The sequence below is a fragment of the Candidatus Cloacimonas acidaminovorans str. Evry genome (assembly GCF_000146065.2).
Classification (GTDB): domain Bacteria; phylum Cloacimonadota; class Cloacimonadia; order Cloacimonadales; family Cloacimonadaceae; genus Cloacimonas; species Cloacimonas acidaminivorans.
The window spans coordinates 1,180,294-1,195,392 of the sequence record NC_020449.1; the positions used below are offsets into that span (position 1 = coordinate 1,180,294).

General features: G+C 37.9%; 9 protein-coding genes and 1 tRNA gene. 2 read left to right on the plus strand and 8 right to left on the minus strand.

Annotated features, from left to right (window positions below; all coding sequences use genetic code 11):
• Nucleotides 1-70: 70 nt before the first annotated feature.
• Both CLOAM_RS04800 and glmM read left to right on the plus strand, forming a co-directional pair.
• Nucleotides 71-1,858 (plus strand): peptidylprolyl isomerase, encoded by a 1,788-nt coding sequence (locus tag CLOAM_RS04800; RefSeq protein ID WP_015424741.1) that lies wholly within the window; start codon nucleotides 71-73, stop codon nucleotides 1,856-1,858.
• Nucleotides 1,859-3,262 (plus strand): phosphoglucosamine mutase, encoded by a 1,404-nt coding sequence (gene glmM / locus CLOAM_RS04805; RefSeq protein WP_015424742.1) that lies wholly within the window; start codon nucleotides 1,859-1,861, stop codon nucleotides 3,260-3,262. It abuts the gene before it with no gap.
• 492 nt (nucleotides 3,263-3,754) lie between these two features.
• Here the strand turns inward: glmM and CLOAM_RS04810 are convergent, their stop codons facing one another.
• The 8 genes from CLOAM_RS04810 to CLOAM_RS04845 all read right to left on the minus strand — a co-directional run bounded on the left by CLOAM_RS04810 (nucleotide 3,755) and on the right by CLOAM_RS04845 (nucleotide 14,725).
• Nucleotides 3,755-5,917 carry a patatin-like phospholipase family protein gene (locus CLOAM_RS04810; RefSeq protein WP_015424743.1) on the minus strand — a complete coding sequence of 721 codons (2,163 nt, stop codon included), beginning with the start codon at nucleotides 5,915-5,917 and terminating at the stop codon, nucleotides 3,755-3,757.
• A gap of 116 nt (nucleotides 5,918-6,033) precedes the next feature.
• Nucleotides 6,034-6,570 (minus strand): hypothetical protein, encoded by a 537-nt coding sequence (locus CLOAM_RS04815; RefSeq protein WP_044278943.1) that lies wholly within the window; start codon nucleotides 6,568-6,570, stop codon nucleotides 6,034-6,036.
• Nucleotides 6,571-6,588: 18 nt separating this feature from the next.
• Nucleotides 6,589-8,799 (minus strand): phosphoribosylformylglycinamidine synthase subunit PurL, encoded by a 2,211-nt coding sequence (gene purL, locus CLOAM_RS04820; RefSeq protein ID WP_015424746.1) that lies wholly within the window; start codon nucleotides 8,797-8,799, stop codon nucleotides 6,589-6,591.
• A gap of 11 nt (nucleotides 8,800-8,810) precedes the next feature.
• Nucleotides 8,811-9,911: a Sua5/YciO/YrdC/YwlC family protein gene (locus CLOAM_RS04825; protein ID WP_044278944.1), complete on the minus strand. Its 1,101-nt coding sequence runs from the start codon at nucleotides 9,909-9,911 to the stop codon at nucleotides 8,811-8,813.
• A 13-nt stretch (nucleotides 9,912-9,924) separates the two neighbouring features.
• On the minus strand, nucleotides 9,925-11,022 hold the full coding sequence (locus CLOAM_RS04830) for a murein hydrolase activator EnvC family protein (protein ID WP_015424748.1): 1,098 nt from the start codon (nucleotides 11,020-11,022) through the stop codon (nucleotides 9,925-9,927).
• A gap of 60 nt (nucleotides 11,023-11,082) precedes the next feature.
• Nucleotides 11,083-12,849 carry an ABC transporter ATP-binding protein gene (locus CLOAM_RS04835; protein ID WP_015424749.1) on the minus strand — a complete coding sequence of 589 codons (1,767 nt, stop codon included), beginning with the start codon at nucleotides 12,847-12,849 and terminating at the stop codon, nucleotides 11,083-11,085.
• Complete coding sequence (locus tag CLOAM_RS04840; RefSeq protein WP_015424750.1) at nucleotides 12,842-14,599, minus strand: ABC transporter ATP-binding protein; 1,758 nt, start codon at nucleotides 14,597-14,599, stop codon at nucleotides 12,842-12,844. Before CLOAM_RS04840 ends, CLOAM_RS04835 begins: the two co-directional genes overlap by 8 nt.
• Before the next feature lie 48 nt (nucleotides 14,600-14,647).
• Nucleotides 14,648-14,725: transfer RNA gene (locus CLOAM_RS04845), tRNA-Pro, on the minus strand.
• Nucleotides 14,726-15,099 lie beyond the last annotated feature (374 nt).

Consider the following 15,099-nt stretch of genomic DNA (forward strand, 5'->3'; position numbering starts at 1 on the left):
TTGTTAAAAAATGAAGTTTTAAAAAGGTGGCTTTTATATTAGTAATTTAACCTCTATAAGGAGTTTTAGAATGCTGGATCAGCTGAGAAAGAAACAGAAGGTAGTTATTTATATTGTAGCTATCGTATTCATTCTGGGTATGGCTGCTGTTGGAATTGGAGAATTATTATCCCCGAAACCATATCTGGGAAAAGTGAATGGCACCAAAATAACCTACGAGATGTATCAGCAAAAGATACAAGAAATTTATGAGCGCTATGCTGAAATGTATAAAGATCAGCCCATAGATGAAAATATGCGCAGAAACATTGAAAATCAGGCATGGGAAACATTGGTAAACGATATTCTTTGGCAGCAGCAGATTAAGAAACACAAAATCAAAATTACGGAAGATGATGTTTTAACCGAAATGCAAAATAACCCACCACAAGAATTGATGCAAAACGAATCCCTGCAAACCAACGGCAGATTTGATAAATCCAAATATCTTTCTGCTCTGAAAAATAACCCTCAATTTTTTGCCGCAATGGAAGAATATGTTCGGGGATATCTGCCCCGTCAAAAACTGCAGGAAAAAATTAAAGCCCAAGCAGGAATCACTATAGACAGCTTAAAAGCTCAATATGCCAAAGAAACTGATAGCATTTCCGGAAAATTTATCTGGTTTGAACCCAATAAATCCGACCCTGTAACCGTTACTGATGCTGAAATAAAGGCATATTACGATAAAAATAGAGAGACCGAATATAAAAAAGGTCCCGCTTCCCGCATTAAATATCTTGCCTTTGAAGAAAAGCCCTCCGATAAAGATTATGCCTCAGTTAAACTTTTAGCTGAGGAACTTTATAATCGCGCTCGTAGAGGAGAGGATTTTGCTACCCTGGCTAAAGAATATTCGGATGATCCTGGTTCTAAAGATAATGGCGGTTCATTAGGTGTTTTTGGTAAAGGACAAATGGTTCCTGAATTTGAACAAGTAGCCTTTGCTTTAAAAGTTGGAGAAATCAGCAAGCCCGTTAAAACAAGTTTCGGTTGGCATATTATCCGTTGTGACAGCATTGCTACAATTACCAAAGATAATCCTCAAATCAAAGCAAGTCATATACTATTGATAGTTGAAGCATCCGATGAAACCAAAAATGCTATTCTGGATAAAGCTGAATCTGCTGCCAAGTTAATTAAGAAAAAAGGAATTGATGCCGCCGCCAAAGAATTGGGAGTTGAAGTTCAGGAAACGGATTGGGTGCCTCATGATCAAGAATATATTCCCGGCATTGGTAATAACGGAGCTTTGTTACAATTTATGCGTAAAGGTAAAGAAAAAGCAATATCCGATGTAATTACCGATCAACAAAACCGCAAAATCGTTGCCGTGTTAACAGATAACAAAAAGGTCTATTATGAGGACTTTGAAAAGGTTAAGCTACGCATCAAATATCAGCTGGAAAAAGAAAAGAAAGTTGCCAATGTAAAGAAAAAAGCAGAAGAATTCGTTGCCAAATACCCTTCCAGCGAATATTTCTCCGCCGCTGCCAAGGAGGGATGGCAAATAATTGAATTAAACAATCATAAAAGAGAGCAAAGCGTTCCTAATGTAGGACTTTGCGAGGAATTTACCAATGCAGCTTTAGCTTTGGAAGCAGGACAAACCAGCGGACTTATTCATACCAAAGAAGGAAGTTTCATAATCAGTTGCACGGAAAGAATTAAGCCCGATTTCAATGCCTTCGCCAAAGATAAGGAGAGACAGGAACAAATTCGTAAAACTTTGGAAGATGCTGCTTGGAACCGTTGGTATGACCAAATGCGCAAGTCGGCTAAAATAATTGATAACCGCGCAAAATACGGTATTATATAAATGAACAAATTAATGACTGGTGTTAGTGGTGTTAGGGGTGTCTTTGCGGACACCCTTAATCCTATTATAGCAATAAAATATGCAGCTCATTTTGCAATTCTGCAGAAACAAAGCTATCCTGAACGGAAACCGGAGATTATTGTGGGAAGAGATAGTCGCACAACCGGCAAAGCAATGTTGCACAGTATAATTTCTGCCCTAATAAGTGTAGGTTGTGATGTAACGGATTTGGGCATTGTTTCCACTCCTACTCTCCTATTGAAAGTTCAGGAATCAGATGCCATTGGAGGTATAGCCATCACTGCATCACATAATCCACCGGAGTGGAATGCAATGAAATTTGTAGATGCAGATGGAATGTTCTTAAGTCCTGAAAAGGCGGATAAATTCCTGTCCTCGGTAGAAGAAGATATTCCCTGGGCAAAGTGGAAAGCAATGGGAGAATTAAAAATAGATAATACTGCCATACAAGAACATATAGCCAAAATTTTAAACATTCCCTATTTGAACATTGAACAAATCCGTTCCCGTCAATTTAAAGTGGTTCTGGATTCCGTAAACGGCGCTGGTGGTTTGATTTCCCCACTTTTACTAAAAGAACTTGGCTGCACTGTTTATGAAATAAATAGCGAGCCCAACGGGATTTTTGCCCACATAGCAGAACCCTTGAAGGAAAATTTAGGTCAGTTGGAAGAAACTGTTAGCTTTTTTAAAGCGGATATAGGTTTTGCTACAGACCCCGATGTTGACCGCCTGGCAATTGTTTCCGAAGAAGGAAAATGCATCGGAGAAGAATTGAGCGTTGCCTTAGCCGAGCTTTTTGTGCTTCCCAAAAAGAAGGGAGATATCGTAGTAAATCTTAGCAGTTCAATGCTTTCAGATGATATTGCCAAAAGCTTTGGCGTGCAAGTTCAGCGGACAAAAGTCGGCGAAATAAATGTCGGAAAAAAAATGCAGGAAATAAATTCTCCTATCGGGGGTGAGGGAAATGGCGGAATTATCTGTCCTGATGTACATTACACCCGTGATGCCATTGCCGGAATGGCTCTGATTTTAGGTTTGCTTGCGGAATCAAATAAACCGCTTTCCGCTATTGTTGATAGCTTGCCAAAGTATTATTTTGCCAAGGATAAAATAACGGTGGATGCCTCATTGATGGAGACATTGATGAATAATGCTCCCTCTTTCTTTCAAAACTATCAACTGGATACTCGGGATGGAATTAAAGCAATTGGAGAGAAACACTTTATCCATATTCGCAAATCAGGAACCGAACCCATTATCCGTATTTATGTGGAAAGCGATTCCCCGGAAAAATCCCGTGAACTCTGTGAGAAAGTGAAAACAATGCTTGGAGAAATTAATACCTTGAAAGACAGTGATAACGAAGCAAGAAAAAAGTGAATAACTAATAGCAAACAACCCAAAAGTATAATTAACCACAGCGATTTGCTGATCTAAACCCTATTTTATTCCAAATAATCAAGTTGAAATAATGTTCAATATGGTTTCCACATTGGAGAAGCAATTATTCTTTTGCAGAAACAACATTGACTTTTCAATTTAAGACAATTTTCACTATCCTTACTTAGCTTAAAGCGTTAATCAAGCGTTAATCTAACCTTAATCAAGCGTTAATAATTAACGCTTGATTAAGGTATGATACACCCAAGATTGATGCTTTCCAGAAAGGACAAAAAAACGCTTTAAAATTACTTGCGGAGGAAAGGCGTCCCCTGGTTACACACTTACATTTCTTTTTCTCTTTATTAAAAAAATATCTCGGTGTTTTCGGTGGCTAAAAAAGCAGAGGAACGGCGTCCTCCGGATATACACTTACATTTTTCTTAAATGAAAAAATCTGTGTTATCTGTGTTATCTGTGAGAGCCAAAACCCTATCTGCGGGAGAAGAAAAAGATATCAAAATCATAGCCGATACTTAAGAAACTATGCACTTTCTTATCCTTATTCAAAGAAACATATAGTTTGGTAGGTAAAATAGAATTTTTATAACCCAATCCTAAATATCCGCAATATTCCCAATCCTCAGCATTACTCCAAACATCCTTTTCGGAATAGCGCATACCTTGAAATCCGGCATCAATAAAATAGCGGTTTTTAGGCAATGAAGAAAACCCAAATGATAAAATTTGATAGTGGGGAGCACTAACTTCATATCTGGAATATCCCATAAAGCCATCTGTGCCACTGATTATAAAAGGATCAAGTATATCGTGTTCCGTAGAATTTAAATAACTGCCATAATAGATTGAGGAATGGACACTGAAAATATTTCTAACAGGAACATAAAACTCTGCCCTACCTTGAAAACAGCTATAAATAAAATCACTAATTTCACTATAGCGAGCAAAATTGAACTTTCCGAAAACCCTGGCTCCGGAGGTCGGAAAAATAAAATCATCCAAACTCTCGTGATAACCCTTTATACCAAAACCGCTAACTACCGAACTTTCAGGTAATAATGGGGTTTGGGAAATATCGCTGTGAAGATTTGTTTGATCCGTATAAACAAAAAATTCCGCAATAGCAAGGTCTTTAGCAAAAACTCCTACTCCTGAATTGATACCGAATTCCGTAGATTTAAAGCTATTGATTTTATGGTGCTCGCTATAATCATAGATGGTTTTTTCGCCTACATAAGGGAAAAGACGATAATAGGCACCCCACTCTTCACCGAAGTTTTTCACATAATCAACATTTAACTCATTTCTTCCGCCCAGTTTTAATTCTGCCAAAAGGCGGGAATTTTTGAGCAGATAGTTATTTAGAGAAAGAACAAGTCCTGCCATCAGCTTTTCTTCGCTATTGTAAACTAAGTTTACAGCTAGTTGTTTACGTTCCCGTTCTTTCACATAGATATAGAGATCATATTGATTGTCTTGTTTTTTTTGGAGAACCGGATAGATGGTCTTAAAAAGTTGTGAATTCCAAGCATTAATACAAGAATTAGCAATTTCTTCACTGCTATAGGTTTTCCCTGTTTCCAAACCCACATATTCTCTTACTTTGGAAGGACTGATATTTTTATTTCCCTGAACATTGATTTGAGTTATATAAAAACTATTCAGCTCCTTGTCAAAGGTAGTTATTTTCGGACTGGAGGAATAAAATTCATTCTTAAAAGCCCTTATTTGATCAATCATTTGTCTGGCAGATTCCTCTCCGGCAGCAATAATATCCTGCAAATGTTGATAATCGGTAGAAACAAATTGCGTAAGTTCCGGTTCAATCAGCAGGTCACATTCATCCAAATGTTCTTTCAGATTGCGAGTTATACCGATATTAATGGTCTGGTCTAATATTTCTACCAGGTTATTAATTCTTTCCTCATCGCGCAAGGTAGAATTAACTTTTATACCCAGAACCTTATCCGCTCCCATTTGGTGTAAAAGGTCAATAGGCATATTTTGGGAAACCCCGCCATCTATGTAATAGTGACCATTCAGTTCAAAGGGCTCAAACAAACTTGGAATGGATATAGAAGCACGCAATGCCTGAAGTAAAGACCCTTCTGTAAAAGAAACAGCTTCGCCGGTTAATAAATCAGTTGCATTACAGATAAAAGGAATAGGCAGTTCATTAAAATTCTGAATTTGAGAAGCGGATGCGGTTAATTTAAATAGTTCCAGATTAAGATTATTACCTACATAAACGGAAGAAGGGAGTTGCGGAACCCAGGATTCATTAAGTTCAAAAACAGCATTTCCATAAGGTGCCCAGCGTTTTTGTCCGATATAAAGGTCTTTTCTTTGATGTGTATCCCGCGTCAATTCATTCCAATTCAATTTCAGACACATTTCTTCCAATTCGGTAGCAGAATAACCCATTGCATAAAGAGCTCCAATAATAGCTCCAATACTGGTTCCAGCTATATAATCTGGATGAATGCCTTCTTCTTCCAAAACCTTTAAAACACCAATATGGGCAAAACCTCTTGCTCCACCTCCACTTAAGGCATAGCCAAGTTTTTCGGCAGTTAAGCTATTCAAAAGGAAGATGAATAACAGTAGGATAAGTGACTTCTTCACAGTGTTCATAACAATTATAAGTTACATATTCCTTTGTCCTGCCTGCGCAAGTAGGAATCCATAAATCCACCTAAGAATGAACATAATAACTGCATTTGTTCAATGAAAACCATATCGGTTAGGCATTAAAATGTTTCTTTTTCCGTCTCAGCATGTTCAGTTGTTGCTTTTGGGGGTGGTGCATATTTATATTCCAGGCGTCCAAAAACCACATTTGACTCTATATCAATAGGTTTTCCCTGGAGTTCAGGTCTTTTGGAAGGAAGAATAGTTGAGCCAAAAACAGATGTAGGATTAATATTGAAGGCAATGCTATCCGGTAGGATAACTGTTCCCGAACCGAAAACCACATTAATCTCTACATCTTTTGCATCGGCAGGAAGATCAGTGAGGTCAATTATGCCTGAGGAAAAGATGATATTATATTCGTTGCGGGAACTGCTATAGTTAATAGTACTTTCTCTGGAATAATGTTTTGGCTTATTATATTTATGCGTTTTAATACCGAAGAGTAGTTTAATACCAAACATAATGATAATAATGGCAATAAACACTCTCACCAAAGGAATATGAAGGTTAAATCCTTTCAAAAAAATGGATAATCCCAAAAGGATTATCAGTAAACCCCAAAAGATATTGCCAAAAATAAAATCCATTTTCATTTCCTTATCCTTTTTATTTTATATTTTTATTCCCTGCCTCCAGGCAGAGTAAAGAATTTCTATATCTTCATCTATATGGTTATTTACAACAAATTCTGCCTTGCCTGAAACATAACCCAGTTCGTGATATTCTATGTTATGTTTTTCGGCAGTTTCTTTTATGGCTTGGCAGTTTTCCGGAGGCGCACTAATTAAAATTCTACCGCCTGCTTCACCAAAATAGACCTTAGAGGGCTTATCCGAAAAGGCAAAATTCAGTGTAGCTCCGAAAATATTATCCGGAGCAAAACAGCACTCCAATAGAGCTACTAATAATCCGCCATCGGAAACATCATGAGCGCTATTTATTAAGCTATTATCAATCAGTTCCAAAATTAAATCCTGCAAGCGCAGTTCCTCTTCCAAATCAATTTTGGGTGGTTTGCCGGCAACCTTATTAAATTGTATTTTAAGATATTCACTCCCTCCCAAGTCCGCTTGCAAAGAACCCAGAAGAATAATTCTTGTGTTTTCCTTTTTGAAATATTGATTTGTTGCCTTACGAAAATCATTCATCAAACCAAGCATTCCGATAACAGGTGTAGGATAAATTGCTCCTTCCGGATTTTCATTATAGAAAGATACATTACCTCCGGTAACTGGAGTTCCTAAAATTTTACAGGCATCACTCATTCCCCGAATTGTCTCACTGAAACAATAATAGACCTCCGGCTTATAAGGATTGCCAAAATTCAGGCAATTAGTGATGGCAATTGGTTTAGCTCCACTACAGACAACATTTCTGGCGGATTCTGCAACGGCAGAAACTGTTCCCGCATAGGGGTCTAAAAAACAATATCTGCCATTACAATCGGTGCTTAAAGCAATTGCCATATCCGTATCCAAAATTCTAATTACAGCGGCATCCGAACCTGGTTCTACAACAGTTCCAATTTGCACCATATAATCATATTGATAATAAACCGGAAAGCGACTGCAAAGATTGGGAGAAGAAATAAGCTTAAAAAGAACTTCTGCATAATTTGAGGGCTCGGGAACTTTATCCGGATCAAAATTATGTAATGCTTCAAGGTATTCAGGGTATTTGCTTGCGCGTTTATAAACCGGTGCTGAGCCACCTAAAATAAGTGTTTCAGCTGGAATTTCCGCTACTTTTTCTTCTCCATAAAAAACCCGGAGTATTTTATCAGCGGTAACTTTACCAATTTGAACTGCATCTAAATCCCATTTGGCAAATATGGACTTGATGCGTTCCAGATTTTCCGGTTTCACAATCACGAGCATCCTTTCCTGCGATTCCGAAAGCATAATTTCATAGGGTGTCATTCCTGTTTCTCTTTGCGGAACAAGAGAAACATCAATTTCCATACCTACATTTCCTTTTCCTGCCATTTCTGAACTGGAACAGGTTAAACCCGCAGCTCCCATATCTTGAATAGCAACAATAAGCCCTTCCTCAATTGCTTCTAAAGTTGCCTCCAGCAACAGTTTTTCCAGAAAAGGGTCTCCAACCTGCACAGCTGTTCTTTTTTCTTCGGATTTTTCACTCAAATCCACAGAGGCAAAAGTAGCTCCATGAATTCCATCTCGTCCTGTTTTTGCGCCTACAATGAGGACTGCATTCCCAATTCCGGAAGCAGCTGAACGAGCTATCTTATTATGTTTCACGATTCCTACAGCCATAGCATTAACTAAAGGATTGCCTTCATAGCTATCTTCAAAATAGACCTCTCCTCCAACGGTGGGAACTCCGAAACAATTTCCGTAATCTGCTATGCCTCTAACAACTTCTTTCAATAGATGCTGAACTTTAGGATTTTCCGGCTTGCCAAAACGCAAAGAATCCAGAACAGCAATGGGTTTGGCACCCATAGTAAAAATATCTCTTAAAATGCCTCCTACACCTGTAGCAGCACCATGATAGGGTTCCAAAGCAGAAGGATGATTATGGCTTTCTATTTTAAAAGATATTGCTAAGCCCTGTCCAATATCAATCAAACCGGCATTTTCTTCTCCCGCTTTGGCTAAAATAAAGGAGCCCTCTTTAGGAAGGGTCTTTAATAATAAAGCGGAGTTTTTATAACTTGCATGTTCACTCCACATTACACTGAAAATACCCAGTTCTACAAAAGTCGGTTCACACTTTAGAATATCTAAAATGCGTTCATATTCTTCAGGGCTTAAGTTATGCTCAGCAACAAGTTCGGGTGTTATTTCATCCTTTTTCATAAAACTAACTTCTATATCCTCAATTCATTATTTTTCAGCTTTTCCGTTAACCTCCGTAAACGGTCTTCAATAATTTCACAGGTTTTTTTATAGCTTTCCAGATTATTTCCAAAAGGATCATCTATATCACCCTGTTCGTCAACTATTTCATTCAGAGTCCAAATCCTGCGTGCATTATTGGGATAGGCACTGCGCAATAAATCACGCTGTCTTTCTTCCATCGTTAAAATCAACCAACTGGAGGAAATCAACTGGGGAGTAACTTGTTTAGAAATATGTTGTTCAGCATCAATAATGCCTCGTTCCAACAGCAACTGAAGTGATTCTAAGGAAATCATCCGTCCTCCGGGAAGCAAACCGCAAGAATCTGTTGCCAGTCCTAAATTGTGTTCTCTAATCATCTTGCGGAATAGCTTTTCCGCCATTGGAGAACGACAAATATTGGCTGAACAGACAAACATCACTACCGGTAGTTGAAACGCCTGTTTTATTTCATAAAAAGGAATAGAACCCTCTCGCAAACATTTTATATCGTCATTACTTCCGCTTTCTTCAGAACCGATATATTCTATAATAGTAGAAGGTTCGGATGGTCTTTTCATTTCCCGGGAAGAAGGCAGTAAAGCAAAATCAAACCAGGAATCATAATTACGCACAATTCTCTCATAATTTTCTTCCGGCATCAGACCTGAAACATTAACGCTGGTACTGATAAGGGGTTCTCCCAGCAAAGAAATTAAAGCTCTTAAAGCAGGATCGGAAGGAACTCTTAAGGCAACTTTATTTCCCCTTTTTATTCCGGCAAATTGAGGGTCATCATAGTTAAAAATTAGGGTTAGATTTCCAGGCCAATACTGATTCATCAAAGGTCTAATAGGTGCAGGAATTTTATCTTGTTCCAAAACACTCATATCGGGAATAAGAGCAATAAAACCCTGTTTATCCGCTCTTTGTTTTAGTGTTTCTATGCGAGCAATTGTTTCTGAAGAGGAAAGTCGGCAACCGATTCCCCACATTGAACCGGTCCAATGCAAAATAGTAGAATGGATTAGCGGATTATTAGCAATAAATTTTTCCAGCTTGCGTAAGCCGGGGTCTTTCAAAACAAGCATTATTTCTTCCTCCTCATTCCAAATACGGTATAGGATTGATAGCTTTTCCATCTTTACGCAGTTCAAAATGTAATGAGGGTTCACTTGCCGAGCCGGTCATTCCGCTTTTGGCAATGGTTTGACCTCTTTTTACTTTAGTTCCTCTGCTTACCAGTAATTCACTGTTATAGGCATAAAGAGTGAAAAAGCCGTTTTTATGATCAATAATAATAAGTTTGCCCTGTCCACCGTAGCGATCAGCAAAAATTACTTCTCCATCATCAGCAGCAACTACTTTTGTTCCTTCTTTGGCGGCAATATCAATTCCGTTGCTAACTACGCTTGTTCCATATCCTCGGGTTTCCTGTCCGAAACTACGAATTATTTTTCCTCTTAGGGGCCAGGAGATTTTTTTGCCGGTAAATTGATAGCTTGGTGGTTCTTTGCCTTGTTGTTTCATCAATTGAGCGATGAGACCTTCCAATTCAGCGCTGTCCTTTTTCAGTTTTTCCACCTGTGCCTGTAATCTTTTCTGTTCTTCAGTTAATTTTTGGCTTTGACTGGATAGGGTTTTAATCTGTTTTTCGTAGCTGGATTTTTTAGAGCTTTCTTCGCGCATACCGCGAGAAACCTTTGTAGCATGAGCTTTATGAAGTTCCTGAACTTGTGTAAGCGCAATCTTATAGCCGGAAAGAATATCTATTTTTTGTCTGGTGCCTTGAATAAAATCCTTCAGTAAACGCTGATCACGATGATTTATATTTAATTTCTTATAGGACTTATCCACTCTCAACAGCAAATCCAGTTCCGCATTTTGTTCTCTGTGCATATCCTGCAAACGCATTTCCGTAACCGCAATTCTTTGCTGAACTGATTTAAGAGAATCCTGCACAATTTTCTCTTCCGTTTTCAGCTTTTGCAGGTTTTTTTCCGTTCTTTGTTTCAGAGAAGCAGTTCGTTTTATCTCACTTTCGGTTTGCTGTTTTTTGGTTTGGGTCTGTTTCACTTTTTGTTCTGTGCTTTCCAATTGGCGTTGCATTTCTCTCAATTGCCGCATTTTATCTTCCAGTTCATCGGCATAACATAGTGTGAAAAAAGCACATAGCAAAATTATTAGACATTTACGAGGCATTATATTCTCCCCTCAAAAATCTCACTGCCAGAATTTCCAAGTGTCCTATAAGTGTCAATCCTATTTTTCGTTTTCCTGTTTTAGATGGTCTCTTAGAAAGTCGTGATATTCCTGATTATTAAAAACCAAATAATCATGAGAACCTTTATGAGCATAGCCCTGAGAGTCAATAAAAAGCACACTGTCAACATAATGCAGGGTAGAAAGACGATGAGAAATTACGATAGCGGAAATATCAGGATAATTTTCCCGTAGTGCCTGCCAAAGTTTTTCTTCATTTTCTGCATCCAGGGAAGCAGTTATATCATCTAAAATAAGCAGTTGCGGTTTTTTTATTAAGGCGCGGGCAATGGTTAATCGTTGTTTTTGACCACCGGAAACGCTAAGTCCTCTATTTCCTACAAAGGTATTATCTCTATCCGGAAAAGAAGCAATTTCATCTTCCAGCTGAGAGGTTTTAACTGCAATTTGGTAATCCTTTTCAGATGCTTGTTCTACCGCAAAAAGGATGTTATCTTTCACCGAACCACCAAAAAGAAGTGGCTCCTGGGGAACATAGGCAACAATATTACGCAGGGATTTAATATCTATTTCATTTATGGGTTTTCCATTGATTTTAATGATGCCGCTATTGGCTTTCAGCAGTCCTAAAATAAGATTGGCAATAGTAGTTTTTCCGCTGCCTGTAGCTCCTAAAATAAGCATTTTTTCTCCCCTGCCAAGTTCAAAACTAACATTTTTAAGCACGGGAGAGGGCTTATCGGGATACTGAAAAGATACATTTTCAAAAGATAATGTGGAGAATTCCTTTACCTTATGATGACCCTTAAATTCATCATTCAAGGTAGGATAATTCTTCATTTCCTCCAAACGGTCTATATTTACAAATGCCTGTTTGCCTGAAACAAAGAGCTGAGGCAAGTCAATTAACGGATAAATCATCATAGAAAGATAGGTGTAAAACAGGAAAAAAGTGCCCACCGTAATTTCTCCTTTCACGGCAAGATAGCCACCGAATAGGATAACTCCAATTTGAGCAATGTAGTCAATATATTGCCATATTAAAGAAAGAATGGCATTTAGTTTCACCATACTCATTTCCGTTTTGAACCTTTTAGCAAGCGCAATATCAAAAAAGCGGTTATATTTTTCTTCGCTCACAAAGCTTTTTACAATCCTGATTCCCGAAAAACTCATTTCCAGTTGATTATTGATAGCGGAAATTGCCTGCTGATTACGATTGTAATTCGTATAAACCTTGTCCGCTGTGAAATAGAATATCAGCATCATAAAAGGGAGAGGAGCTATAGAAAGAAGGGTAAGTTTTACATTGATGCTGAACATCACAACTAACGCAAATACAATCATACTGAAAGAATTGAAAGCCCGAAAAATGCCGGAACATAAAAACCAGCTAACTCTTGGATAATCGGAAAGGTCATCTGTTAAACGGGTAACTATATCTCCTGTTCTGAATTTCTGGAAGAAACTGAAATCCTTAGTTAAAATATGTTTAAAATAAAGCACCCGCAAAGAATGCTCAAAACGCATATTTACCCAGCCCCTAATTCCGGGATAAAGGCCTGTAACAAGTTGTGCCAAACCGATAGCAAACAGAATTTTAATAATTCTATAAACCGCTTTCATCGGTTCCGGATATTTTTGCGGAAACTGTAAAATGTCCTTCAGCAGGTCAAGCATTTCTTTGAAAACATAAGGAAAAGCAATAGACACAAAGGAAGACAGAAGGGTCAAAACCACCATTATGAGCACAAACCATTTTTGTGCCTTATACTGTTCCAGAATCCATTTTATGTGTTTATTCATCCTGCACCTTCAACATTTGCAATTCCACCAGCTTTTGATATTCAGGAGAGGTCTGTAACAGCTCGTTATGTTTACCTCTGGCAGTTATTCTACCGTCACTGAAATATAAGATTTCATCGGCATCCAAAACGGAAGTAAGTCGGTGAGCTACAACCAGAGCTGTTTTTCCGGAAAGCAGATTTTCCATTGAGCGTTGGATTTTTGCCTCGGTTTGAGGGTCTATGGAAGCCGTTGCTTCATCCATAATAATTATTTCCGCTTCAAAAGCCAGAGCTCTGGCAAAACTAATCAGTTGTTTTTCACCCTGGGAAATATTCTGTCCCCGTTCTGCTAATTCCGCATTAATTCCTTCAGGCAGTTTTTTTATAAAATCATCCAATTGGACAATAGAAATTGCTTTTTGCACCTTATCTTCGCTAATCTGGTCGTTGTAAACGCGCACATTTTCCAAAATACTACCAGGGAAAAGATACACATCCTGCAAAATAAGTCCAATCTTTTTCCGCCATTCCCTAAAATCCATTTCGCTTAAAGGAACGCCATCAATTAAAATTCTGCCTTTTTCCACAGGATAAAAACCGCATAACAAACTTACCGTAGTTGTTTTACCACTGCCGGAAGGACCGACTAACGCTATTTTTTTGCCTTTGGGAATAGTAAATGATATATCTTTCAGCACCCATTCATCTTCTTTATAGGCAAACCACACATTTTCAAACTTTATTTCCTGTGCAAAAACAGGTATTTTCGTTCCTGTATAGGTATCATCTTCTGTTGGCAATTCCGTTAATTCCAATATCCTTTTTAAGGAAGCAAAAGAACGCTGAATCTGCATCACATTTTCCGAAATTTGCATCAGGGGCCAAACAAGCTGATATATATACTGAATAAAAACAATCAGAATTCCTACAGTTAAAGTCCCGGCTATAATTTTAGGAGCAGAAACCAGAATCACAATGATGATAAAAACCACATTGACCATAAAACTGAAGATACTTTGAGAACCGTATTCAATTACTTGAGTATGTACTTCCACTTTTTTCTTTGCTAAGGATGCCTTTTCCACATCTTGTAAAGCTTTCTTTTCCTGATTTAATGCCTGAATCATTTGAATGCCTTGCACATAATCCGTTATTTTGGCGGTAATTATGGCATAACGTTCCCGAATCAGACGAAAGAATTTATTCAGATATTTGAACAAAAACCAGTAGCCAATTCCACAAAGAATAATTGCCGGCAAAATATATATCGTAATTTGCCATTGAAGAATGAAGAGAATAACAAAACCACCAATGAAAAACAATACATTGCCAATTATCGTAATAGACAAATCCGAAAACAGAACTTTTACCCTTTCACTATCACTTTCCACCCGAGCAATAAGTTCACCTACGGGCTGTTTATTGAACCAGGAAACAGGTAACTTCAATAAATGACTGAACACATTACCTTTGAACTTAGTGATGATTTTTATGCCTAAACGCGATAATAACAAAATCTGCAAATAGGAAAGAAGACCGGAAAGCAAAATCACTATTACAAAATATGCGCCATACTGAAACATCTGCGCCATATTCTTATCCGGAATACTGTGGTCAATAATTTGTGCTAAAATAAGTGGATTGAGCAAGCGTAAACCAGAAGTTACAAGCATTGCAAAAAGTCCAAAGATGAGCAAGCCCAAATCCTTCTTCACAAAAGGAAAGAGGAGTTTCAAATAATATGTGAATGTCAGCTTGTCTTCAGCCACTTTTTACACCTTTTTTCTGCTTCTTTTTATAGTGATTTATACAAAAAATGGTCGGGATGAGAGGATTTGAACCTCCGACTTCTCGGTCCCGAACCGAGCGCGCTAACCGGTCTGCGCTACATCCCGATCTTTAATCTGCACTAAAATTGTTATTGTCTTTTTCTGTCAAGCAAGAACTTTTGCCTCAATCATTAAAAACTTGCCTTGTTTATGTTACTCGCAACATACAGTATGGCAACATATTACAGTGGTATTTTCCCTTTTTATGATTTTCATCCCCTGCATATTTTGGTTTTAACTTTATATTTGTTTTTATTCCAAGCTGTTATACCGTTTTTTCTTGCCTTCCTTAATAGCATTGCTTACCCATTGCTTACCCATTGCTAATGGCATTAGTATTGGGTGAGCAATGCTTCCGTAATGCAGGTAAGAATAATCAGCCAATGCAAGTCAGTAAAAGCGAGGAGTCGTTATTATGTAAGTCAGAAATCATCATCCGG